Annotated in this window: 24 protein-coding genes; 16 read left to right on the top strand and 8 right to left on the bottom strand. The window is 37.9% G+C overall.

Features of this window, described 5'->3' with window-relative positions:
• Positions 1-9: 9 nt before the first annotated feature.
• Positions 10-1,185 (bottom strand): MBL fold metallo-hydrolase, encoded by a 1,176-nt coding sequence (locus L0668_RS10225; RefSeq protein ID WP_235312286.1) that lies wholly within the window; start codon positions 1,183-1,185, stop codon positions 10-12.
• 238 nt (positions 1,186-1,423) lie between these two features.
• Here L0668_RS10225 and L0668_RS10220 point away from each other — a divergent pair, with 238 nt between their 5' ends.
• The 5 genes from L0668_RS10220 to recA all read left to right on the top strand — a co-directional run bounded on the left by L0668_RS10220 (position 1,424) and on the right by recA (position 6,213).
• A complete protein-coding gene (locus L0668_RS10220) occupies positions 1,424-2,449 on the top strand; it encodes a formylglycine-generating enzyme family protein (RefSeq protein WP_235312284.1) in 1,026 nt (341 codons plus the stop codon).
• A gap of 36 nt (positions 2,450-2,485) precedes the next feature.
• The gene (locus tag L0668_RS10215) at positions 2,486-3,835 is read left to right on the top strand and encodes a Gfo/Idh/MocA family protein (protein WP_235312282.1); all 1,350 of its coding nucleotides are present in this window, start codon (positions 2,486-2,488) and stop codon (positions 3,833-3,835) included.
• Between the two features lie 206 nt (positions 3,836-4,041).
• Positions 4,042-4,401, top strand: coding sequence for a sulfatase-like hydrolase/transferase (locus L0668_RS10210; RefSeq protein ID WP_235312280.1), 360 nt, complete (start codon positions 4,042-4,044; stop codon positions 4,399-4,401).
• Positions 4,402-4,536: 135 nt separating this feature from the next.
• Complete coding sequence (locus L0668_RS10205) at positions 4,537-5,022, top strand: nicotinamide-nucleotide amidohydrolase family protein (protein ID WP_235312278.1); 486 nt, start codon at positions 4,537-4,539, stop codon at positions 5,020-5,022.
• Between the two features lie 168 nt (positions 5,023-5,190).
• Entirely contained in the window at positions 5,191-6,213 is a 1,023-nt protein-coding gene (recA, locus tag L0668_RS10200; RefSeq protein WP_235312277.1) for a recombinase RecA, read from the top strand.
• Positions 6,214-6,400: 187 nt separating this feature from the next.
• Here the strand turns inward: recA and L0668_RS10195 are convergent, their stop codons facing one another.
• Together L0668_RS10195 and L0668_RS10190 are read right to left on the bottom strand one after the other, a co-directional pair.
• Positions 6,401-7,111 carry a pirin family protein gene (locus tag L0668_RS10195; protein WP_235312275.1) on the bottom strand — a complete coding sequence of 237 codons (711 nt, stop codon included), beginning with the start codon at positions 7,109-7,111 and terminating at the stop codon, positions 6,401-6,403.
• Between the two features lie 42 nt (positions 7,112-7,153).
• Positions 7,154-7,600: a DoxX family protein gene (locus L0668_RS10190; protein WP_235312273.1), complete on the bottom strand. Its 447-nt coding sequence runs from the start codon at positions 7,598-7,600 to the stop codon at positions 7,154-7,156.
• A 127-nt stretch (positions 7,601-7,727) separates the two neighbouring features.
• On the opposite strand from L0668_RS10190, the gene L0668_RS10185 reads away from it, so the two are divergent.
• On the top strand, positions 7,728-8,624 hold the full coding sequence (locus L0668_RS10185) for a LysR substrate-binding domain-containing protein (protein WP_235312272.1): 897 nt from the start codon (positions 7,728-7,730) through the stop codon (positions 8,622-8,624).
• Between the two features lie 123 nt (positions 8,625-8,747).
• Here L0668_RS10185 and hemN read toward each other — a convergent pair whose 3' ends face one another.
• Positions 8,748-10,118, bottom strand: a complete 1,371-nt coding sequence (hemN, locus tag L0668_RS10180) for an oxygen-independent coproporphyrinogen III oxidase (RefSeq protein ID WP_235312271.1) — start codon at positions 10,116-10,118, stop codon at positions 8,748-8,750.
• Between the two features lie 109 nt (positions 10,119-10,227).
• Positions 10,228-10,746 (bottom strand): CBS domain-containing protein, encoded by a 519-nt coding sequence (locus L0668_RS10175; protein WP_235312270.1) that lies wholly within the window; start codon positions 10,744-10,746, stop codon positions 10,228-10,230.
• A gap of 171 nt (positions 10,747-10,917) precedes the next feature.
• On the opposite strand from L0668_RS10175, the gene L0668_RS10170 reads away from it, so the two are divergent.
• A complete protein-coding gene (locus L0668_RS10170) occupies positions 10,918-11,226 on the top strand; it encodes a hypothetical protein (RefSeq protein WP_235312269.1) in 309 nt (102 codons plus the stop codon).
• 84 nt (positions 11,227-11,310) lie between these two features.
• Here L0668_RS10170 and L0668_RS20720 read toward each other — a convergent pair whose 3' ends face one another.
• From L0668_RS20720 to fliK, 3 genes are all read right to left on the bottom strand, one after another.
• Positions 11,311-12,381, bottom strand: coding sequence for a methyl-accepting chemotaxis protein (locus L0668_RS20720; RefSeq protein ID WP_284439653.1), 1,071 nt, complete (start codon positions 12,379-12,381; stop codon positions 11,311-11,313).
• Between the two features lie 415 nt (positions 12,382-12,796).
• Complete coding sequence (locus L0668_RS10155; RefSeq protein WP_235312268.1) at positions 12,797-13,126, bottom strand: EscU/YscU/HrcU family type III secretion system export apparatus switch protein; 330 nt, start codon at positions 13,124-13,126, stop codon at positions 12,797-12,799.
• Between the two features lies 1 nt (position 13,127).
• Positions 13,128-15,629, bottom strand: a complete 2,502-nt coding sequence (gene fliK / locus L0668_RS10150; protein WP_235312267.1) for a flagellar hook-length control protein FliK — start codon at positions 15,627-15,629, stop codon at positions 13,128-13,130.
• 193 nt (positions 15,630-15,822) lie between these two features.
• On the opposite strand from fliK, the gene ccmA reads away from it, so the two are divergent.
• From ccmA to ccmI, 9 genes are read left to right on the top strand one after another with little or no spacing between them, the layout of a single operon-like run.
• On the top strand, positions 15,823-16,452 hold the full coding sequence (gene ccmA, locus L0668_RS10145) for a cytochrome c biogenesis heme-transporting ATPase CcmA (protein ID WP_235312265.1): 630 nt from the start codon (positions 15,823-15,825) through the stop codon (positions 16,450-16,452).
• 43 nt (positions 16,453-16,495) lie between these two features.
• Complete coding sequence (gene ccmB / locus L0668_RS10140; protein WP_235312263.1) at positions 16,496-17,161, top strand: heme exporter protein CcmB; 666 nt, start codon at positions 16,496-16,498, stop codon at positions 17,159-17,161.
• Complete coding sequence (locus tag L0668_RS10135) at positions 17,161-17,925, top strand: heme ABC transporter permease (protein ID WP_235312261.1); 765 nt, start codon at positions 17,161-17,163, stop codon at positions 17,923-17,925. Before ccmB ends, L0668_RS10135 begins: the two co-directional genes overlap by 1 nt.
• Positions 17,926-17,933: 8 nt before the next feature.
• Entirely contained in the window at positions 17,934-18,146 is a 213-nt protein-coding gene (ccmD, locus tag L0668_RS10130; protein ID WP_235312260.1) for a heme exporter protein CcmD, read from the top strand.
• A 14-nt stretch (positions 18,147-18,160) separates the two neighbouring features.
• Entirely contained in the window at positions 18,161-18,655 is a 495-nt protein-coding gene (ccmE, locus tag L0668_RS10125; RefSeq protein WP_235312259.1) for a cytochrome c maturation protein CcmE, read from the top strand.
• Between the two features lie 2 nt (positions 18,656-18,657).
• On the top strand, positions 18,658-20,673 hold the full coding sequence (locus L0668_RS10120; protein WP_235312258.1) for a heme lyase CcmF/NrfE family subunit: 2,016 nt from the start codon (positions 18,658-18,660) through the stop codon (positions 20,671-20,673).
• Positions 20,670-21,242 (top strand): redoxin family protein, encoded by a 573-nt coding sequence (locus tag L0668_RS10115; RefSeq protein WP_235312257.1) that lies wholly within the window; start codon positions 20,670-20,672, stop codon positions 21,240-21,242. Before L0668_RS10120 ends, L0668_RS10115 begins: the two co-directional genes overlap by 4 nt.
• Positions 21,242-21,688, top strand: coding sequence for a cytochrome c-type biogenesis protein (locus L0668_RS10110; RefSeq protein WP_235312256.1), 447 nt, complete (start codon positions 21,242-21,244; stop codon positions 21,686-21,688). The genes L0668_RS10115 and L0668_RS10110 overlap by 1 nt, the downstream gene beginning before the upstream one ends.
• Positions 21,685-22,959: a c-type cytochrome biogenesis protein CcmI gene (ccmI, locus tag L0668_RS10105; RefSeq protein ID WP_235312255.1), complete on the top strand. Its 1,275-nt coding sequence runs from the start codon at positions 21,685-21,687 to the stop codon at positions 22,957-22,959. The genes L0668_RS10110 and ccmI overlap by 4 nt, the downstream gene beginning before the upstream one ends.
• The last annotated feature ends 31 nt before the right edge of the window (positions 22,960-22,990 follow it).

Below are 22,990 nucleotides of genomic sequence, written 5' to 3'. Positions count from 1 at the left end.
TATTCTCCTTTACATTGGCTTTTTAGTTAAATTTTCTTTACTCATTGTCACTTTTTGGTTGAAATTCAGTAACACTAATTTGGACTGCTGACTCTTCTTTTTACTGTCTAAATGTTGTTCTACAAGCTTTATCTCTTTAAAAAAGTTACCAAAGCGAGGCTTTGGCGGGTGCAAGCTTGTAGTCACTTTTCTAGTGAAATCATCCCAGTGAATAGGCACGACATATTTAGCTTTAGAAGCATCTATGGTTTCGGTCAAGAATTGCTTTGCGAAGCCTGGTTGTTTTTTTTCCGTCCTGTCTAATCCGCCTACACTTAAAAACAACCAGTCAATTGGCTTATCGCCAACTGCATTGGCAATCGCACTTGTTTTGTAGCCAGCACTTCCATGGATGAGAATCCTCAATTTTGTCATTTTATGTTCAAGCAGTACTGAATAACTTTGGCCTTCACTTAGCTGAGTTATATATGCAGGCATAGTTAGAGGTTGCTTTATTTCTTTGCCAATCCCTAAGAGTGCTTCAACCAGTTTAGAACCATAACTTGCGTGATTTGAATGAATCATGGTGATTTTGAATTGATCGTGTTCCTTTAATTCCTGATGAGGTTTGTTTGGACCCAAATTTTCAATTAATGACTCATGATTAATACTGATATCTCTGCATTTAATATTCAAAGTAGATTGGGAACCAATCAATGTAGCACCATATGCATTTGCTATGCACGGTGCATCCATGGCGTGATCATAATGAGAATGAACAACAATAACCTTTTGTAACGGAACTATCTGTGAAACTGTATCTTTTGAGATTAAAGATGGATCGATTATCGCCTTAATATCACTTTCATTTATTTGTTCTAGATTAGAAAAAAGGAAATTAGGAAATTCAGGTCTAGAAAAGAAACCATCTATTAGTATTGCTTCTTTTGAATCCGAGATTAACAACGAACTTGTTCCGTAAAATGTTGCAACAACCTTATCTTGCACACCATTTGAGATAACTTTATTTGGGTGATATTTATCGAATAGATACATCTCTTGAGACGAGAAAGACTGATCCTTAAATGGCGCGCAACTAACACAACAAAGGCTTGCTAGCACAAAAGTGATAGATAGCACTTTTAAGTCACGAAAACATAAAGTATCGGATGTTTGTATGCCATTTCCTTTTGAAAACAAGTCCATTTTATTTGCATTGGCTAATTTTACACTCGTATAAGCATGCACTATTTTTATGGTTTTTCCATTAGATTTTAGGAATCTAATGGCTGTGCGTGTTGGAGCGCATTTTAATTAGTCTGGGTATTCTTATTAGAGACAATGGTTTATCGAAGTGAGTAAATATAATAAAGTAAACAAAATGTTAATTTTTTTGATTTGTTAACTTAACAAGTGTAAATCTTGAATAAGAAGAATAAAAACTATGAACCTAAATAAGAGAAATACATTTTTACTGGGTTTTATATGGACTGGGCTTATGCTTGTCGGTTTTTCCCTTGCAGTACAAAAAGTGGTTGCTCAAGAAAACTTAGGTTCGCATGATAGTTCAGAGTCTAACTTTAAGCCCTATACCCAAAATATTAAAAATCAAAACTTTTCTATCGAGATGGTACCTGTAAAAGGTGGCAGTTTTATTATAGGTTCTGCAAAAGAAGATGCTAAAGATCCTGCCGAAACACCAGCTCACAAAGTTAAAGTGAATGATTTTTGGATGAGCAAATACGAAATTACGTGGCAGCAATACGATGCTTTTGTGTTTGGAGAATTTGGCTCTGAGCAGTTTCAAGCTACAGAAAAGCTAGCCGCGATGGGTATTGATGCTGTCACGGGCGCGACGACTCCCTATGTTGAAATGAGTTTTGGCATGGGCAAAGAAACCCATCCTGCTGTTAATGTGACTCACTATGCCGCCATGCAATATAGCCGTTGGATGACTGCAAAAACTGGGGTGTTTCATAGGTTACCTACTGAAGCCGAATGGGAATATGCTTGTAAAAAAGGTCAAACCGACACGTTAGATGATTTGTCATCAGTGGCTTGGCATAGTGGGAATACGCAAGATAAATATGCAAAAGTGGGGCAGAAGGCAGCAAATTCTTTAGGCTTACATGACATGCTGGGCAATGTGTCTGAATGGGTAATGGATCAGTACAGTAAAGATTTTTATGCTAATTCTCCACAAGACAATCCACTTAATAAACCCACCAAGTTATATCCAAGGGTGGTAAGAGGTGGGTCTTGGAAAGATGACATCACTCGTCAAAATTGTACTTCAAGACAGGGCTCTACTTCTAAATGGAAAAAGCGCGATCCGCAAATTCCTAAAAGTAACTGGTGGCTGACCAACGCACCTTTTGTTGGTTTTCGTTTAGTGGTACCCACACAACAACCCACTCCAGAGCAAATGCAAGAATACTGGCTTAAAGCGATTAAAGATTTTGGTCGTTAACCTCAAATTACAAAGCAATCAATCAATGGATAAATTATGAAAAAGAATAAAAACAGCTCTGTTAAGAACAGTATGCCAAGGCGCGAATTTATTAAAAACTCATCATTGTTTACTGGTGGTTTATTAATGGCGTCTTCTTTTTTGTCTCCGGCCTACGCCAATAAAGTTAAAAATGACAAAAAATTGAAGTTGGCAGTGATTGGTTGTGGCGGCCGAGGAACAGGCGCGGTAAGTCAGGCACTTATTGCTGATAAAAATGTTGAGCTGGTGGCTATGGCCGATGCATTTGAAGATAGGTTGACTGATTCTTATAACAATTTAAATGAAATGTTTGGTGGCGCACAAATTAATGTAAAACCTACCCATAAATTTGTCGGTTTTGGTTCATATAAAAAGGCCATTGATGAAGCTGATGTAGTGATATTAGCTACTCCTCCCGGATTTAGACCACAACATTTTGAATATGCAGTAGCCCAAGGCAAGCACGTATTCATGGAAAAACCTGTGGCTACCGATGTGGCGGGGATTAAAAAAGTGATGGCTGCAACCGAGGTGGCTAAACATAAAAACCTTAATGTAGTAGTTGGTTTACAAAGGCATTATCAGCGCAGTTATTTAGAAGCCTACAAGCGTATTAAGCGAGGGGCGATAGGCGATATTGTGTCAGGACAAGTGTATTGGAATAGTGGTGGTGTTTGGGTACGGCCAAGAAAAGATAATATGACAGAAATGGAATACCAGATGCGCAACTGGTATTACTTTAATTGGTTATGTGGTGATCACATTTTGGAACAACATATTCACAATATTGATGTGGCCAATTGGTTTATTGGTGAATACCCCACTACTGCTCAAGGTATGGGGGGCAGAGAAGTCCGTAACGGCAAAGATCACGGCCAGATATTTGATCATCATTTTGTTGAGTTTACCTACCCAAGTGGTGCTGTGATATCGAGTCAATGTAGGCATCAACCTAATTGTATGAACCGAGTCGATGAAGTTTTTCAAGGCACTGAAGGTAGCTCCTATACCAAAAGTAATGAGTCTGAGTTGAAGTCTTATAAAAAGGGTGTGATTTATAAACACCAAGGTGAAGACGACGTTAACCCTTATCAACAAGAGCATAATCGTTTATTCGCGGCCATTCGCCAAGAACACGAGGTGATTAATGACGCAGACAACGGCGCTAAAAGCACTATGACTGCCATACTTGGCAGAATGGCAACTTACACAGGTAAACAAGTCACGTGGGATGAAGCGATGCAATCTAACTTAACTTTGGTGCCTGATGAAGACTCCATGACTTTTGATGTAAAAGCACCGGTAATGCCAGATGAGCAAGGGAATTATCCTGTGCCTGTTCCGGGTAAATCTAAACTAGCTTAATTGGTTGTAGCTGCCATTAAGTCGATAGTTAACATAAAGTTACCTCCAATTATTTTGATAGTGGTGACTTGTATTATTTAGTCGGTACTTGTCCCATAAATAAGTTTTGCGACAGCTTGATACATTTTAGGTTATTTTTGAGATACCTAAATTTACAACAGCGATTAACATTAACTTATATCTACTTTTGTACGTGAGGTTTTCAAATGAAGCACAAATTTATTAAGTCTGTATTAGGGCAAAGCTTGCTGATTTTACTGACTTTTTTTATCAATGGTTTAGTTACTGTGTCTTGGGCAGATAGCTCTGGTCTAACAAACAACAAGCAACCTAACATTATTTTTGTGTTAACCGATGACCAAAGATACGATGAATTAGGTTTTATGAATCCAGTTATTGATACACCTAATATGGATAAAATGGCTACCGAAGGGGCGCATTTTAAAAATGCTTTTGTCACCACTGCATTATGTTCACCAAGCCGAGCGTCCATTTTAACCGGACGGTACAGTACGTGGGTCAAAACAATGTCCTCCTATAACTGCGAGACTAAAAGTGTTATCTAATTGTTGCTATTTTTAGGATGATAATCCAACTAAATATGTATCAATCTGTCGCAACTAATTAAAATGACGTGTAGGTAAACTAGTGACTAAATGTATAATACAAACTTAATTTTGTTCAATCTTAGGACTGGCTACATGACCGAAGATATTAATTATCTAGCACAAATATTAGGTGACAAATTGTTAGCCAAAGGTTGGCAAATCACTTGTGCTGAATCTTGCACAGGCGGTGGTTTAGGTTTTGCGATTACCAGCACCGCTGGCAGTTCGGCTTGGTTTAATCAAGGGTATATTACTTATTCCAATCAAGCTAAACATAGAGTAATAGGTGTTAATGAAAATACCTTAACTGGGTTTGGAGCTGTGTCTTGTGAGACAGTTGAAGAAATGGCGGTCGGTGCGGCCAAACAAGCTAATGCTCAAGTGGCAATTTCAGTCAGTGGCATAGCTGGTCCTGATGGTGGAACGCCGGATAAACCAGTAGGCACGGTATGGTTTGGATTTTACCTCAATGGCCAGTTGTCGAGCAAAAAGCAACACTTTAATGGCAACCGAGAAGCGGTACGTATCAAAGCAATTGAGTTCGCCTTGTCTAATATATTGAACTTGCTGAGAAAATAAACTGTCATTTTAATTAGCTAAAAGAAATTTCAAAAAAATTTCAATTTCCACTTGTAACTGTATAACCATACAGTATACTTCTGCCTAACTACTGTATGACTCAATGTTTACTCAATTTAAACATTTATAGTTTGCAAATCGTACAAAATAACCACAAAGGACATTCCTATGGATGACAATAAAAGCAAAGCACTCAGTGCTGCCTTAGGCCAAATCGAGAAACAATTTGGTAAAGGTTCTATCATGAAATTAGGTGATAACAAAACCATGGATGTAGAAACTATATCTACCGGTTCGTTGATGCTTGATGTTGCCCTAGGTGCTGGTGGTTTTCCAATGGGGCGTATTGTTGAAATATATGGCCCTGAGTCGAGCGGTAAAACAACGCTAACTCTCGAAGTGATAGCTGAAGCCCAGCGTAACGGAAAAGTTTGTGCCTTTGTGGATGCGGAGCACGCTTTGGATCCTATTTACGCAGCTAAATTGGGTGTAGATGTAAACGAGTTATTAGTATCTCAACCAGATACTGGTGAGCAAGCATTAGAAATTTGTGACATGTTAACTCGCTCTGGCGCAGTTGATGTGATAGTAGTCGATTCAGTAGCAGCATTAACACCAAGAGCGGAAATAGAAGGCGACATGGGTGACTCACACATGGGCTTACAGGCCCGTATGTTGTCACAAGCTATGCGTAAATTGACGGGGAACTTAAAACAGTCAAATACTATGATGATTTTTATCAACCAAATTCGGATGAAAATTGGAGTGATGTTTGGTTCTCCAGAAACCACAACAGGTGGTAATGCCCTCAAGTTTTATGCATCGGTACGTGTTGATATTCGTCGTATTGGTGCTGTAAAAGAAGGTGACGAAATTGTCGGAAATGAAACCCGCGTTAAAGTCGTTAAGAATAAAATTGCGCCACCGTTTAAACAAGCTGAATTCCAGATTATGTATGGTCAAGGCATTAACCGTGACGGCGAGCTTATTGATTTAGGTGTTAAGCATAACTTAGTGAATAAGGCTGGTGCTTGGTATAGCTATGGCGACGATCGAATCGGCCAAGGGAAAGCGAATGCCACTAAGTATTTGAAAGAAAACCCTGTTGTTCGTGATGAGTTAAATAAAAAGTTAAGAGATATGTTATTGACCTCTACTGTCGTGCCTGAAGTAGCAAAAGAAGAAGGTTAGTAAAATAGACGATTGAACTAAAACCCCGTGCTAATTTATGTTTTAGCATGGGTTTTTTGTTTTATTTTAAAAAATTTTAGTTAACCTGATGTGATGTTCTCCTCCCTAATTCGGCATCTAAGCGTTAGCTATGTGCCATGATTGAATTGAACCAAACAATCAAACGGGAGAAGACCATCACATTAGGTTAGTTAGGTACATCCAATACCAATAACTCTGCTTTTGTTAATGCTGTTAAAGTAATAACGTCTTGATTGGTCACTTCAGCACCATCGCCCTTTGATAACTTAACTACCTGTTGATTATCAGTTATTTCGACTTCCCCACTAGAAATGACTATGTAGGCTTGATTCTCAATTGCTTGATTGAGAGAAACTCCTGCTGCTATTGTTCCGCCAAAAATCCTAGCTTCTTGATGAATATAGAGGGCTTTGTCTTTATCCGCTCCATAGCCGGATACAAGTAGAGGTAAAGTATCTGTGTTTTCTTGCTGAGGAAATAATTTTGTATCCCATCTAGGTTCAACATTCTTTTTGTTAGGCTCTATCCAAATTTGAAATAAAGTTAATGCTTGAGTTGATAAGTTGTACTCTGAATGTTGTATGCCTGATCCCGCACTCATAACCTGCACTTCTCCTGCTTGAGTCACACCTTGATTGCCTTGATTATCTTTGTGAGCGACTTGTCCGGTACGGACGAAGGTAATGATTTCCATATTGTTGTGAGGATGTGGCGGAAAACCTTGTCCTGCTTCAATCTTATCGTCATTAATGACTCGCAATTTTCCAAAACCCATGCGCTGTGGATTGTAATATTGACCAAAACTAAAGTGGTGGTTAGCTTTCAACCAACCATGGTCTGCTTTTCCTAGTTGTTGGAAAGGATAATGTCTAATCATGCTATTGTTCCTTAAATAAACGAGACTGCCAGATAATGCATATTATTTAAATTTTTGATTTATAATTTTGTCGATAGAATATTTACCACCACCTTGCACTAGTAAAGCGAGACTCAGTGCGAACAAGGCTAAGCCAAATTCAAAACCATTATTACTCATGAATAGCCCGTTGTTGATGTGAACGCTAAAAATGGCAATTAACATAGTAAAAGCCAACACTAACGCTGCGGGTCGAGTAAGTAAGCCTAGTATTAATAAAATCCCACCGAAAAGTTCAGCGCTTCCTGCCATTAATGCCATGAGGTAGCCAGGGCTTAAACCTATTGATTCCATCCATTGACCAGTTCCTTCTAATCCATAGCCGCCAAACCAAGAAAACAATTTTTGGCCACCGTGAGCACTAAAAATAATTCCTGCGCTAAGTCGTAAAGGTATAGTGGATATTGTGTCAGTTGTATTGGTAATTTTCTGGATAATTGAATTTTTCATCATTTTCTCTATCAATGTTTTAAGTGCTTGTTGAACCGTTAGCTAGTGTATTGTTGTTTTAATCTTTGAATAACTAGTAATATTTGTTTAAATTGTTCAAATAATTTGAATGAATGGCTAGAGATTTATGTATCAATCTGTGATTACATTGGAAGCGCTTCAGGTATTAGATGCAATTGATAGTCGCGGGAGTTTTGCCTCTGCTGCAGAGCAACTTAATAAAGTACCTTCGGCTCTTTCTTATATAGTTCAAAAATTAGAAGAACAGTTAAGCGTGACGCTGTTTGTTCGACAAGGTAGGCGTTCAGTATTAACTCCAGCAGGCAGGCATTTACTGACTGAAGGTCGTAAACTCTTAGCCGCAGTAAGCACCATTACCGAACAAACTCAGACCATTTCCCATGGTTGGGAGCCTAAAATTCGAATTGCTTTTGACTCTATTCTTGATGTTAACCAGTTACTACCTAGTCTCAAACAATTTCTAACCGAACACCCAAATATTGAAATCGACCTAACAGAAGAGGTGTTAAGCGGCGCTTGGGAAGTGCTGAGAGATGACAAGGTGGATTTATTGATCGGAGCGGCGACTCCTGACTTGAAACCGAACGGAACTATACTTAAATCTATGGGTTTTATTGACAACTTGTTAGTTGTGCCAAGGGGGCATGAATTATTAGCATTGGAGCGTAGTGTTATCAATGAGGACCTTTTGACCTATAGAACAATCATAGTGCATGACTCTGCACAAAATGGTATTCCATGGTCGACAAATGTAATTGAAAAAAGCAGACACTTTTATGTGACCAGTGTGGAACATAAAATCCAATCGATTAAAGCGGGGCTGGGAATTGGTTTTTTGCCACGACATCGTATTAACTGCCACTTAGAAAGTGGCTCTTTAATTGAGGTACCAATAGTCAGCAAGAACTCGCATCTTGAATTGTGTTATGCATGGAAAGTGGTTAATAAAGGAAAAGGATTAAAACGACTTACTGAAATATTGTCTGAGATAAACATTAATTAGTCACTAATTGAGTAATTTACTGAATTTTAATTATAAATTAAGTTTAGCTAGGTTTGGTATCCAGAGATCAGGTTAAATAAGATCGTGTTGTTTTCACAAAAATAGTTATGCCGAATAATGGTATTAGATAACCCTGGAAAATCGCTGTTGTTTGAGATGTTTTTTCATATAGGCGTCAAACGACATACAAATATTTCGAACTAATAACCTGGCACTGGGGGAAATTTGGATATTGTTTTCACGGTTGATTAGTAAGTTATCATTTTCAAATGTGCTAAGTGTTTTAAGCTCTTCAATAAAGTATTGATCAAATTGGATACTAAATTGGCTGGATATTTGTTGCTTATCTATATATAGGTTGCACATTAATTCGCTGATAACAGCTTGTCTGATCAAGTCATCTTGGTTGAGTGAGAAACCTTTTTCTACTGCTTGGTTATAGTCAGTAACCGCCTGATAATATTCTTTTAATGACTTATAATTTTGACTGAAAGTGTTACCGATGGAGCTTATTGCAGAGACGCCAAAACCTAATAAGTCGCAATCTTTAAGTGTGGTATATCCTTGGAAGTTTCTGTGTAACACGCCTTCTCTTTGGGCGATAGCTAATTCATCATTAGGTTTAGCGAAATGATCCATGCCTATCAATTCATAACCTTGTTGACTTAAGGTGTTTACCGCTTGTTTCATAAGGGAAAATTTTTCTTCAGCCTTAGGTAACCATTGATCTTTAATTTTTCGTTGAGCGGCAAAACGACTGGGTAAATGTGCATAACTAAACAAGGAAATTCGATCAGCATCTAGGCTTATAGCGTCTGCTAATGTTTGACTAAAGGTGTTTTGAGTTTGATGGGGAAGGCCGTAAATTAAATCGATATTAACGGAATCAAAACCGATGCTTTTGGCTCGGTTTATAATGTTCTGAATAAATTCAAAGGATTGGGTGCGATTTATCGCTTCTTGTACTTGAATGTTTGTGTCTTGTACCCCAATGCTTATGCGATTAAAGCCCAATTTTTTTAAATGATCGATCAAAGAAAGTTCAATTTCTCGGGGATCAATTTCAATGCTCATTTCTATGTCTTTAGCAAAATTGTATTCAGACTTGAGTAATTCAACGGCTCGCGTAAGTTGTTGTTCTGACAAAAAGCTAGGTGTACCGCCGCCAAAGTGTAATTGACGAATAGTTTTATGTTTACAGTTAATCGCTCTGTGGGTGATTTCTTGACTTATGTAATCTAAATATTCGTCTGCTTTATGTTTATGCCGAGTCACTATTCTGTTACAGCCACAGTAGTAACAAAGGCTATGGCAAAAAGGGATATGCAAGTACAAAGACAAATCAGTATGAGGCGACTGGCTCAATGCAGTAGTCAAATTTTGATCAGTAAACTGAGTATTAAATTCTAATGCGGTTGGATAAGACGTATAACGTGGCCCACTAGTGTTATATTTTTTGAGTAAACTTTCATTGAAAAAACTACATTCTGACATTTATCTATACCCATACTTTAATTAAGGGTATTGTAATGTGTTTTCAGTAACTTAGTGCAAATTATTTAAAAAAATTAGAACCGTCTTTTATAATAACAAAGTCTTATGTTTATTCTTGGTTTAGCATTCTAAGGATATCCATGGCAGTTAATACACCAATTAATAAGCCTTTTTGTGTTACGAATAAACGATGGATATTTTTGCTCACCATCATTTTATAGGCATCATCAAGGTGAGAATTTAGGTCAATAGACAACACTTCTTTGGTCATAATAGAATTGACTGTGCAATATTCGTTTGCTCTTTGTTGAATTCGTACGACTTCTGTTTCATCAGCTTCTTGCCCAAATGGCCCACAATAATCACGAATTAATTTCTGTATTTGCTGTTTATCAGGATCAGAACTTTCAAATTTAATGATGTCAGATTGGGTGACTACGCCTACTAATTCATCGTCAGCGGCTATTACTGGTGCCCCTGAAATATGATGCTTTAGAAAAAACAGTGATAAACGCTTAATCGACCAACCTTCGTAGACGGTTAAAATAGACTTAGACATGACATCATGAGTTGAAATTTGAGCCAGGTTAGAGCTGATAATTTGTTTGATGTTTTGGTTGTTTTTCATCTTTATCCCTTACCTTTACTTCTATAGAAACAAGTAGGTAAATTGAGTGTAGTCAATGAAATGGCTACCAGTCAATTGAATACACCTCTTTTGATTACATCGATATTATTTGAAACTTGGCTATGTGATAATTTGCTTTTATTTAATTAATTTAGCGATTGGTAAATGAGTATGCAGATGTTTTTTCGGTTTTTAAAATTAAATAAGTTACAAGCGATTACTTTGGGCCGAGAAATAGAAGGAGCGAGTTATACCGTTGTTGAAGACACACAAGATTATGTGGGCAGTGTACCTCTGCTTGAAGATAAATTTGATGATATTAATTTATTTTTTATTCGCCAAAAAATTAGCATGCAAGATTGTGATTTGTTAATCAACTCGTCATCGTTAGCAGGTTCAAAGGAGCAGTCTGTGCCCATCAAGGTAAATCGTTTTTTAAAGGACATTGACTGTAGGCTGACATTAACTTGTGAAGAATAGGGGCTGTTGTAAATTTTTACGTCAAACAGCAGCAGCCCCTTACTAATACCTGAATCAGTTATGATTATAAATGGATTTTTAAAGTTAAGTAATATCATCCAACAACATAAGTACCTGGCTGCTTGCTTGTTCCATCTTTTCTAAGGAGTCTAAACATTGTGCTGTCTCTCCATTCTTGAAATGTGAAACTGCATTTAAGCCAAACTGATGGACATCTGCATGAGGCTTTTCAATAGATTTAAAAGCGGATGTATTGGCATATTGATTTGCACCTTCACCGTAATACCATCTACCGAGTCGGCAGCTTCTATGATCGCTTAACGACTCTGTAGCCTGACTTGATAACCCTAAAACTAGCTCGTAAACATCGCCTTTAAATACCACATGATCTAATTTAACCGTTTGGATAAATGTCCTATCCACAGCCGTAGTGATTGAGTTTTTCATGGTAGTAATATTTGAATTTAACCCGCCATAACTTTGGTTTAAACCGGATATTGTCGAAGATAGCTCAACATTTGACTCTTCAAGAGCATTAGCAAACTTAACGCCAGACTCGGTATCTTGTTTAATTCTGGCTATCAGTCCACCTACTTCTTCAGCAGATTTACTGGTATTACTTGCTAAACTTCTTACCTCGTCAGCCACAACAGAGAAACCTCGCCCTGCGTCGCCTGCTCTAGCTGCTTCAATCGCTGCGTTTAAGGCTAATAAGTTTGTTTGGTCGGAAATTTTAGAAATGGTTTCAACAAACGAATTAATGCTATCAGCAATGGCTTCTAAGTTTGCCATGCTTTGCGACATGTTTTTCATTTTGTCAGTAATCTCTTCCATACCTGAAGCGATATTGCTGATGGACTCTTGGCCGGTACCTAGGGTTTCATTTAGATGCTCAATAGATTGAGATTCAGTATTTATTTGCTCATATGAGTATGCAACAGATTCTCTAATTCCACTGATTTGTTTAATACAAGCAAGTAAATTTGGCCATATTTGGTTACTCAAATCTAATTCTTGCGTGGCATTAGCTGCAGATTGTAGGGTCCCGATTTGTTGAACATATTGCTGATTTTCTTGTTCAAGTAGGTTTTTTTCTCTAACGACATCTGCTAATTGTTTTTCTAATTCTAGGTATTTGCTTTTACTCACCAACATTATTAATGGCTCCACAATATATTGTTAAAATAATCTAATATTCGGCAAAGAATATTTTAGTTATGGTCTAAATTTTGACTTTTTACTACCTAAAATTTTGCATAAATCTCTGAGCTGCCTTGCTGGTGGTGAGCTTATGACTGCTTTAGGCCACTAAAATTATGTATATCTTTTATGTATCTGCACTTTTTATCTTCATTTATCTACCAGCCCTTTAGCATAAAGATATTTGTTCACTATACACTTGTCTTGGCAATGAACAAGTTACAGACCAATAGTGCAAAAAAATTGTGCAAAAAATAAAGTTTTCCTTATATAAGTGTGTCGGCTGTATTTTAAATAACTGAAATTAAAGAGTAGTTTAATTTCAATAGTTCGCTAACCTTAGTTTACCTTTTAGTAAAACGTTGCTTGATTACACTTTTTTGGATACTTTTGAATGTTCTTTAGCCCAGCTATCTGGAAACTCGCCCTGTAATACAAATGAAAATGCGATTAACTCTGCAATTACATGATAAAGTTGATCGGGAATTTCTTGACCTAAGTCAAGTGTGGCTAAAAAGTCACTTAGGTATGGGTCTTGGTGGATTAATACGCCATTTTGTTGTGCTAAAGAAATTATTTCTTCTGCTAAATCACCAAATCCTTTAGCTATTATCTTGGGCGCTTCTTTGTTGTCACCCTGTTGGTATTTAAGACCAACAGCACTTTTTTGCTTATGCTTAGATGAGTTTTGCTGTGCCATGTTAAACCTTAGTTTGAAATACGTGGTAGGGACGTGCTTGCAATGAATCAGGAATTTTACCTAACTGACATTGGCTCTTATTTACTTCTATGCCTAAAGATTTGAGTTTTCTTTTAAATAATGGAAGGTAACTCATCACCTGAATTTTCACCTCTTCGTTTGATGCATAAAAATTTAACTCTAGATTATCAGGCCTAAGTTTTGCTTTGGTTAATAACTCTCCCAACTCACCCACACTTAGTTTCATCGTAAGTTGCCAAGTTTGATTGTCACTTGTTGCAGCGTCTTTTTGTTGTTGATGGTTCTGCTCTCGTTTTATTAATAATTCGGTATCTTTGAGTATTCCACCCATCAGAGTAGGTAAGTTGTAATAAATACTCTCCTGTCCTTGTAACATCTGTTCTGCGTTAGTTAGTTTGTTAGCTTGGTGACCAGACATTAATCGGCCAATTTCACGCATTAATTGGTGCTTTTGTTCTAATTGCGTTAACTCATTCAAACTTTTTGGAGTGACTTTAGCTGATGTGTTTCCTGTCTTAGGCAGAATAGAAGTTAAAGCACGTATTACTTGTTCTGTTCTACTATTTTGGTTCTTCGCTAAACGAGCACTTAGGGAAATTTGCAATAGGGTGACTAAACTGTTGATTAGCCCCTGATTACTGCCAGATGAAATTAGTTGATTGGTTGACAAATTTAATACAGGTGAGGTTAATAGTTGTTTAATGTTTTGTGCGTCAACCTCTTTACCTTGAGGTAAAGCCGTTTTAGTTTGCTGTAAACTGTGATCAATTATTTGTTTAGTTGATAAGTCTAGTGAGGACTTTAAAAACTCCTTATCAGTTAAGGTGTTTTCAATATTTTTTAGTACCTTACTGGGCGTTTCAGCTTTAGCTTGAACAATCCGTAATAATTGTTGAATAAGTTGCTGTTGTTGGCTTTTGTCATTTAATAATTTGGGATTAATCACACTCGTTTCAATAGGATTAGAAGAGACCTGCTGAATTAATTTTTCGGCTAATTGCTTTAGGTTTGGTTGCGCTTCGGTTTGTTTGTTGGTTAAAGCTAGTTCATCAACTTTGGTTTTGCTGGTTTGATTTGTTGCTAGATCCGATGCTGGATTTAATTGTTGGCTTATTAAGTCAGCTTTGTTTGATGCGACTCTAACTCCGCTACTATTTGCATTCATATTTAAATTTGAATCAATATTTGATTTTTGACTACTAGAGCGCTGTTGAGTTTTTTCTGTTTCTATTCGATCATTATTTTGCATCGCTTGGGGGCGGGGGAATTGTGAGTCTAGTTTGCCGGTTAATACTTTTTTAGCTGAATCACTAAACTGCACAATGGCTCTTACTAAAGGGTGCTGTGTAGTTTCTTTTACACTTAATTCTGTAGGAGGTTTATTAGGTGTGTTATTCAGTAAAGGTGTATTAATATCTCTAATGGGCGGAGATGTCTGTGTCTGATTGACGGTTTTAATAATGCTTTGTTGATTTGGCAGCTTAAGTGGTGCTAAGGCCTGAGCTATTTCTTTGGTGATTGGAATAGTCGCGATAGGTTTATGAGTTTCGAGTTTAAGTTGAAATTTATTACCAGACTCAATTTGTAAACTTAGTTTGTCTACCGGATTTTTTTTTAAGGTCTCTATTAGTGTTTGGCTTTCTGGGAGCGAAGATTTTGCCAAATGTTGCAACACCTGTTTTGGTATCAATGTTAGTTGCACAGGTTTAGAGGAAGAACCTTCGATTAAAGCTGCTTTAACAATCTCTGCTGCTTTAGATGGCTGAATTAATACATTTTGGCTAACAGCTTTTTCTGTTGGTTTACTGTTTTCAAAAATTCCCTTAGTAACTTGGCTGGATTGCACACTCAATTGCCAATTCATACCAGCGGGTTTTAGCGATAATACAAGCTTATCGCCAACATTCAATTTTGCGTTCTGTGTATTAGGTAAGGTTAATTCAATAGGTACTGAGTGGGTGGCCAATTTTATTAGTAAAGTGCTTTTTGCTGTTGTGTTTTTTGCCGGAGCTACATCATGATTAAGTATACTTGTATTATTTAATACTGTTCCATTGACGGAAAGATTTTTTTGAAGGTTGGAGTGTTGCTCTCCGATTAAGCTGGCAAGCAGTTGCTTAGGCGGCAGCTGAAGTAATGTTTGTATTTGTTGATTGTTTAAAGAAATTAACTTTTGTTGGTTAACACTCTGGGGGGAAAAAAACTCTAATATAGGTTTGGGGTCTAAAGTAGCTCTGAGTGTATGGCTTTGCTCTGAGCGTAAATTTCCTTGAATAATAGGTTGAGGCAAGATTGCAGGCTTATTTAACAAGCCTGCTGATCTCACTATATTGAGTAAATTTCCGCTTAATTGCCTAACAATTACGTCAACAGTTTGCCTAGACACGTCTGCAGTGGCTAACTGGGTTGATTGCCCTGTTGGTTTCACTAGGCTCTGAGCTTGTGATAAAGCGGTATTAGCAGTTTTTGGAATATCAGGCATACATAGCTTATCGGCCTAAATATTAAAGAATGAATGAGTGTACACCAAAATTTGATTGGGCATGTATTCTAAAGCTTTTTATAAATGCAGTTTGTAAAGATATTTTGTTACTAATTTACATTGAGTTAGGTAGGTTAGGAGGAATTGCTGTGATATTATCACTGCACTTTTAAAATCATATTTGAGGATTCGTTTGGCGGTACTTTCTACCCAAAATTTGTCTGTAATTAAACGAGATAGATTGTTATTTGACCAAGTGAATTTGTCGGTGGATTCAGGCTCTTTATTATATGTAAAAGGGCCTAACGGTGCGGGTAAAACTAGTTTGTTAAGGGTTTTGACTGGGTTAGTGGAACCAGAGTCTGGTATTGTTTTTTACCAAGATAAAAAGATTCAAAAATGTGGTGAAGACTACGCTACGAACTTGGTTTATTTCGGTCATAAATTAGGTGTTAGTGGTAGCTTAAGCGCGGTAGAGAACTTGCAGTATTGGTGCGATTCTCATCAGGTTAAAGTTGATACCAACACTATCTATCAAACTTTAGAGAAATTGAATTTAGTTGGGCTAGAAGATATTCCAGTAGCAAGTTTGTCTGCAGGCCAACAAAGGCGTACCGCTTTGGCTAGGCTCTGGTTAAAAGCGGATGCTAAATTGTGGATTTTAGATGAGCCTTTTACTGCTTTGGATGTACAAGGTATTAACGTTTTGAGCGATAAACTAATTGATTATTTGTCCAAAGGAGGCGCTGTCATTATCACCTCACATCAATTATTAGAGTTAGATTACCCCACCCAAGAATTGACCTTGGAGTATCGTATTTAATGACTGGATTCTTCTTTATAATCGAGATAACCGAGTTGATTCTATGAACGGACTGGGCGCATTGTTAAGACGTGACTTGTCATTAGCTTATAGACAGCGAGCTGAGCTAATGCAGCCATTATTGTTTTTTATTTTGGTGATTACTTTATTTCCTTTAGGTGTAGGTCCAGAACCTAATACACTAAAAATGATAGGTCCTGGGGTGATATGGGTGGCTGCCATATTATCTTCATTGTTGGGGTTAGAACGTTTGTTTAGGGATGATTTCCAAGATGGTTCATTAGAACAGTTGATCTTGTCGGGGGTGCCATTAGCTGCTGCAGCATTGGTAAAAGTATTTGTACACTGGCTGACCAGTATTTTACCTTTGATAATAATATCCCCATTACTGGCATTGTTTTTACATCTGACTGAACCCATGTATTGGGCTTTAGTTTTTACTTTATTGATTGGTACACCAATTTTAAGTTTAATTGGAGCCATAGCCGTTGGGTTGACAGTAGGCTTAAATCGAGGTGGCGTGTTGTTAGCTTTATTGTTGTTACCGGTATTTATTCCGTTGTTAATCTTTGCAACGTCAGCAGTAGAGTCAGCTTCAATGCAATTACAATATTCTGGACAATTGGCGATTATTGGTGCCATGTTTCTTTTCTCTTTAGCTTTGGCTCCATTTGCCATCGCTTATGCACTTAGAGTGAGTCAAACCTAATGTGGAAATGGTTACATCCTTATGCAAAAACTGAAAAAACGTATTGGTTATGCCAAACATTACTGCCATGGTTTAGTGTTCTAGGTTTAGTTGCGTTAATAACTGGGGCGATTTGGGCCTTGGCATTTTCACCTGCCGATTATCAGCAAGGCGACTCTTACCGTATTTTTCATATTCATGTGCCAAGTGCAATCTTGTCTAAAAGTTTATACATGGGCATGGCCATCGCTGCTTTTGTGGGTTTAGTGTGGCAAGTGAAAACTGCTTTTATGTCTATGATGGCCATTGCAGCAGTTGGTGCTGTAGTGACTTTTGTATCTTTGGTAACCGGATCCGCTTGGGGTAAACCTATGTGGGGAACTTGGTGGGAATGGGATGCCAGAATGACTTCGCAACTGGTCTTGCTGTTTTTATTTTTTGGTGTGATGTCTTTATATAAATCTTTTGAAGACAAACAACAGGCTAGTAAAGCAGCTGGGGTGATGGCCATTGTGGGTATTATCAATTTGCCTATTATTCATTATTCAGTGGAATGGTGGAACACCTTACATCAAGGAGCCACCTTGATGAAATTGGATAAACCATCAATGCCCCTTGAAATGTTGTTACCGTTTTTTGTGTCTTTAGTTGGCTGGTCATCGGCTTGTGGTGCAATTGTATTGCTACGTATACAAAATGAAATATTAAGGCGCGAAATGAAACGCCCTTGGGTGATCGCACTTGCCCAACAAAACGTAACCCAATCTAACACAGCGACTAAATAGGAACCGTCATGTATTTTGATAGTATTCAAGATTTTTGGAGCATGGGCGGATACGGCCTATATGTTTGGCTGTCCTTTGGTATTGGCTTTTTGAGTTTATGCCTTTTATGGCTTGATTCGATTTTCGCAAAACGTAAATTAATGAGCCAAATTCTAACAGAACAAGCTAGGCAAGTTCGCATAAAAGCCGCTAAACAAAAACAAGCTGGATCGTCAGTATAAACCGGAAGTGAAAAATGAACCCCAGACGTAAAAAACGATTATTGACAGTCTCTGCCATTGTGTTGGTATTAGGTGCCGCAATTGGTTTAATGTTATACGCCCTAAGTCAAAATATTGATTTGTTTTACACCCCAAGTGAAATTATTGAAGGTAAAGAAGGCGTGGTACCAGAAGTCGGCCAAAGGCTTAGAATTGGTGGCATGGTGGTACCTGGCTCGGTCAGACGTAATCAGGAAACCTTAGATGTAAGTTTTGATTTGCAAGATACCGGGCCCATTGTGACTGTGAGCTATCAAGGTTTATTGCCTGATTTGTTCCGTGAAGGACAGGGAATTGTGGCAACTGGGGTACTAACTAAAGCCAATCATATTGAAGCCCATGAAGTCTTAGCCAAACATGATGAAGAATATATGCCACCGGAACTAGCTGAAAAAATGAAAGGCATTAAACATGTTAACCCTAATCAGGTTAATGCAGCGCAAGAGAAGCCACAAGGAACTAAATACTAATTATGTTAGCTGAATTAGGTAATTTCTCTTTGGTCATGGCACTGGTAACTGCCGTGTTATTGTCAATTTATCCAATGTGGGGGGCGTACAAAAACCATCCACAAATGATGGCCATGGCTAAACCATTAGCCATAGGCATGTTTTTATTTACTGGTTTTTCCTATTTTTGTTTAACTTACGCCTTTGTGCATGATGATTTTAGTTTGGCTTACGTGGCCAATACTTCGAGTGCATCCTTACCTATTCAATATAAATACACAGGTGTGTGGGGTGGACACGAAGGCTCATTTTTATTGTGGGTGATGATTTTTTCTACTTGGACAGTGGCGGTAGCCCTGTTTAGTAAGGCTATTCCTGTGAAAATGGTAGCCAGAGTGTTGGCTATTTTAGGTGCAATTGGTATTGGCTTCTATTTGTTTATGTTACTCACCTCGAATCCTTTTGATCGCTTATTACCTTTTTATCCCATTGATGGCAAAGACTTAAATCCATTATTGCAAGATTTTGGCATGATCATTCACCCTCCTATGTTGTATATGGGATATGTTGGATTTTCAGTAGCATTTTCATTTGCTATTGCTGCTTTGATTTCAGGCCAGTTGGATTCAACTTGGGCACGTTGGTCAAGGCCTTGGACTATTGCCGCTTGGTCTTTTTTAACTTTAGGCTTGGCTCTAGGTAGCTGGTGGGCGTATTACGAACTAGGTTGGGGAGGTTGGTGGTTTTGGGATCCTTCTGAAAATGCTGCTTTTATGCCTTGGTTAGCGGGTACTGCGTTAATGCATAGTTTAGCGGTAACAGAAAAGCGTAAGGTGTTTAAGTCATGGACGGTATTCTTAGCTATTTCTGCGTTTTCTTTAAGTTTGTTAGGCACCTTTTTAATTCGTTCTGGAGTATTGGTGTCGGTGCATGCCTTTGCCAGTGACCCAAGTCGAGGATTGTTTATATTAGGCTTGTTGGCTGTGATTATTGGTGGTTCACTATTTTTGTATGCGTTGCGTGCATCCCAAGTTAAGAGTAATGGCCAGTACACTTTAGTCTCCCGTGAAGTTTTACTGATGGGCAATAATGTGTTTTTAACCGCTGCGACTTTAGTGGTGTTGTTAGGTACCTTATTTCCGTTAGTGCATAAAGAACTAGGCATGGGTTCGATTTCAATTGGAGCGCCTTTCTTTAACCAAATGTTTACCTATTTGATTGTGCCTTTTGTGTTGTTTATGGGGATCGGTCCACTTTCTCGTTGGAAAAACCAATCACCACAAGCTTTGTATAAACAATTGACTATCGCGTTTGGATTAAGCTTAAGTGCTGCGGTATTAATTAATCTTAGTTACGATCAAGTTAGTTATATGGCGGTTTTAGGATTAGTGATGAGTTTTTGGATAATGGTGACCACTATCATGGAAATTCAACAAAGGATCCGTAGCCAAGATAATAATCAAAGTGCTAATTTTTCTGAGCTTAAGAAACTAACTCGTAGTCATTGGGGGATGGTCTTGGGACATTTAGGCTTTGCAGTAGCCTTGATTGGCATGGCGTTAGTGAGCGCTTACAGCGATGAGCGAAATGTGCGTATGGCACCTGGAGACAAAATAGTTGTTCAAGGGTACGAATTTGAATTTAAAGGCGTAACTGCTCATCAAGGACCAAATTACACAGCCGACTTAGCTAATGTTGATGTGTTTCAAGGGAATGACAAAATAGCCTCGTTAGTGGCAGAAAAACGTTTTTACCCGATTCAACGAAATGTGATGACCGAAGCTGGAATTGACTCTGGTTTTACTCGTGATTTATTTGTGGCTTTAGGCGAACAATTGAAAAATGGAGATTGGTCTATTCGGATTTATGTTAAACCTTTTATCACTTGGATTTGGGGGGGAGCATTTATTATGGCTTTAGGCGGTGTGTTGTCTATATCAGATAGGCGTTACCGTATGGCTCGTTTGGCCAAAAATAACAAGGCAAATAAAACAGCTAACTCTTCAACTGCCCAACCTTTGTCGGAGCAAGTATCTTGAATAAAACGGCTTTCTATTTAATTCCACTTTTCATCTTTATCGGGTTGTTGACCTTCTTGTATCAAGGTTTGTTTTCTAACCCTAGAGAGCATGAATCGACTTTGCTTGAGCATTCAGTCCCAGAGTTTGTGTTACCCGATTTAATGGATACTCAAAAAAAACACACTCAAGATGTATTTATTGGAAAGATCACTCTATTAAATGTTTGGGGTGTATGGTGTACCACTTGTGCTATTGAACTGCCTTATTTAAAACAATTACAGCAAGAAGGAAAACATATAGTTGGTTTGTATTATGACCAAGATATTGACCCTGATTTTGGTATTAAAACAGTTCAAAGAGTACAGCAAGAAGTGAATCAAACTTACAGCCAATTAGGTAATCCTTACGCCTTTAATATTTTTGATGTGAAACGAAACTTGTCGTTAGACTTAGGGGTGACTGGCGCACCAGAAACCTATTTAATCGATAAACAAGGCAAGATACGTCTGCATCATATTGGTGATTTAAATCCAAGAGTGTGGGCCAATAAATTTGCTGCGATTTATGCCCAACTGGAGGCTGAATAATGCTTAAGTTACTGTTAGTTGCATTAGGCTTTTTAATCAGTGTTTCATCTAGTATGGCGATGGAAGATAAGTTTAAATTTGATGATCCCAAACAAGCCGCCCTGTTCTTAGAGTTAACTAAAGTGTTGCGTTGCCCTAAGTGCCAGAATCAAAATATTGCTGACTCTGATGCTATGATCGCCATTGATTTAAAACGTAAAGTGCATGAACTTGTAAGTAAAGGTCGTACCAAACAAGAAGTTGTGGATTACATGAAACAAAGATATGGCGATTTTGTGTTTTACGAACCGCCAGTTAATTCTATGACCATTTGGTTATGGCTGTTACCTTTGATTTTTATCGTAGCTACCCTAACTTGGATAATCAGAAGTCGTAAAAAAGTGGTACAACAAATTGATCATAGTCAGCTCGAAAAGGCTCAACAAATACTGGAGCGTGACGAGTGAATGAATTTTATATCGGGGCGGGTTTATTAGTCGCCTTTGGCATTTTAATTGCTGTTTTTCCTTGGCTACGTAGCCAACAGAAAAGCCAATCTGAGCAAACCCATAACCTAACCAATACCAGTTTAATTCGTCAAAGAATGATGGAGTTAAATGAAGAACAGCAACAAGGTTTATTAACCCAGAGTGATAAACAACAAGCTGAAAACGAACTTAAACTTGCTTTGTTAGATGAAGTTAAAGACAAAGAGCAACACCAGACTGGTGGACAATTAGTGTTAGCCCTTGGTTTGCTGTGTGCATTAATTGTAGGTGGGGCAACCTACTATTACGCTAGTCAATTAAATAAAGTTGAACATTGGCTAGTTGTGCAAGGAAAAACGAGTGAATTGGGCCAGCGTATTTTGCAAGGTGACGAAAATTTAACTTTGGAAGATATGCAAGATTTTGCTTTGGGTTTAAGAAGCCGTTTGTTAGAAAAGCCGGAAGATCCCATTGGTTGGATGTTGTTGGGGCGAGTATCAGGTGCCTTGAATCGGATTGATACTTCTATTGAAGCGTTTGAACGTTCGGTTAAATATGATACCAATAATATCGGTACGCTAACCAGTTATGCTCAAGCATTGTTGATGACGGGCGAAGAACAAAATATGTTACATTCAAGAAAAATATTGCAACATATTTTATCCTTAGAAAAAGACAACACTAGTGCTATGGGTATGTTGGCTGTGGTAGCTGCGGAGCTTGGTGATAAAGCATTGGCTTTGGAAAATTGGAAAAAGTTGCGTGAATATGTGGATAGGGAGGATCCTAATTATCTAGCTATAAACCAACGTATTGAGCAGTTAAGTATAGAATTACAATCAACGGCTTCAGGTCGCGACAATTTAGTTGCGGATGTCAATGAAACGTCTACCAATCAACAAAAACAGCTAGAAGTAACAGTCGATATTAGCGATGAGTTAAAAGCAAAACTCCCTAGTTCTGGTTTTTTGTTCGTATTTGCTCAAGCTGCATCAGGTAGCAATAGAATGCCTGCTGCTGTGGTGAAAATGCCATTAGGAGATTTTCCTTTAGTGATAGAGCTTTCTGATAAGAATGCCATGATGGGTAGTTATACATTGTCTCAATTAAACTCAGCTAAATTGGTAGCTAGGGTATCAGTTGATGGAAATGTAGCCCAAGCAGCGGGCGAGCTTCAGGGAGATAAAATAGTTAATTTAAGTGCTAGTGAATTGAATCGAGAAAGTATTTTAATAAGTAGGGAATTGTAATGAATAGGACGTTTGTATTCGGTTTAATTTC

The sequence above is a fragment of the Paraglaciecola algarum genome (assembly GCF_021532655.1).
GTDB classification, from domain to species: domain Bacteria; phylum Pseudomonadota; class Gammaproteobacteria; order Enterobacterales; family Alteromonadaceae; genus Paraglaciecola; species Paraglaciecola algarum.
Note: the sequence above shows the minus strand (reverse complement) of the source record. Positions and strands in the feature narration are given on the sequence as shown.

What these genes read in the sequence shown, in the direction of transcription:
- L0668_RS20720 (WP_284439653.1), bottom strand. Translation starts at nt 12,381, where the DNA reads ATGTTGGTGAGTAAAAGCAAATACCTAGAATTAGAAAAACAATTAGCA.
- L0668_RS10135 (WP_235312261.1), top strand. Translation starts at nt 17,161, where the DNA reads ATGTGGAAATGGTTACATCCTTATGCAAAAACTGAAAAAACGTATTGG.
- L0668_RS10190 (WP_235312273.1), bottom strand. Translation starts at nt 7,600, where the DNA reads ATGAAAAATTCAATTATCCAGAAAATTACCAATACAACTGACACAATA.
- hemN (WP_235312271.1), bottom strand. Translation starts at nt 10,118, where the DNA reads ATGTCAGAATGTAGTTTTTTCAATGAAAGTTTACTCAAAAAATATAAC.
- L0668_RS10170 (WP_235312269.1), top strand. Translation starts at nt 10,918, where the DNA reads ATGCAGATGTTTTTTCGGTTTTTAAAATTAAATAAGTTACAAGCGATT.
- L0668_RS10205 (WP_235312278.1), top strand. Translation starts at nt 4,537, where the DNA reads ATGACCGAAGATATTAATTATCTAGCACAAATATTAGGTGACAAATTG.
- L0668_RS10215 (WP_235312282.1), top strand. Translation starts at nt 2,486, where the DNA reads ATGAAAAAGAATAAAAACAGCTCTGTTAAGAACAGTATGCCAAGGCGC.
- ccmB (WP_235312263.1), top strand. Translation starts at nt 16,496, where the DNA reads ATGAACGGACTGGGCGCATTGTTAAGACGTGACTTGTCATTAGCTTAT.
- L0668_RS10210 (WP_235312280.1), top strand. Translation starts at nt 4,042, where the DNA reads ATGAAGCACAAATTTATTAAGTCTGTATTAGGGCAAAGCTTGCTGATT.
- L0668_RS10185 (WP_235312272.1), top strand. Translation starts at nt 7,728, where the DNA reads ATGTATCAATCTGTGATTACATTGGAAGCGCTTCAGGTATTAGATGCA.
- recA (WP_235312277.1), top strand. Translation starts at nt 5,191, where the DNA reads ATGGATGACAATAAAAGCAAAGCACTCAGTGCTGCCTTAGGCCAAATC.
- L0668_RS10195 (WP_235312275.1), bottom strand. Translation starts at nt 7,111, where the DNA reads ATGATTAGACATTATCCTTTCCAACAACTAGGAAAAGCAGACCATGGT.
- fliK (WP_235312267.1), bottom strand. Translation starts at nt 15,629, where the DNA reads ATGCCTGATATTCCAAAAACTGCTAATACCGCTTTATCACAAGCTCAG.
- L0668_RS10175 (WP_235312270.1), bottom strand. Translation starts at nt 10,746, where the DNA reads ATGAAAAACAACCAAAACATCAAACAAATTATCAGCTCTAACCTGGCT.
- L0668_RS10225 (WP_235312286.1), bottom strand. Translation starts at nt 1,185, where the DNA reads ATGGACTTGTTTTCAAAAGGAAATGGCATACAAACATCCGATACTTTA.
- ccmE (WP_235312259.1), top strand. Translation starts at nt 18,161, where the DNA reads ATGAACCCCAGACGTAAAAAACGATTATTGACAGTCTCTGCCATTGTG.
- L0668_RS10220 (WP_235312284.1), top strand. Translation starts at nt 1,424, where the DNA reads ATGAACCTAAATAAGAGAAATACATTTTTACTGGGTTTTATATGGACT.
- L0668_RS10120 (WP_235312258.1), top strand. Translation starts at nt 18,658, where the DNA reads ATGTTAGCTGAATTAGGTAATTTCTCTTTGGTCATGGCACTGGTAACT.
- L0668_RS10110 (WP_235312256.1), top strand. Translation starts at nt 21,242, where the DNA reads ATGCTTAAGTTACTGTTAGTTGCATTAGGCTTTTTAATCAGTGTTTCA.
- ccmD (WP_235312260.1), top strand. Translation starts at nt 17,934, where the DNA reads ATGTATTTTGATAGTATTCAAGATTTTTGGAGCATGGGCGGATACGGC.
- L0668_RS10155 (WP_235312268.1), bottom strand. Translation starts at nt 13,126, where the DNA reads ATGGCACAGCAAAACTCATCTAAGCATAAGCAAAAAAGTGCTGTTGGT.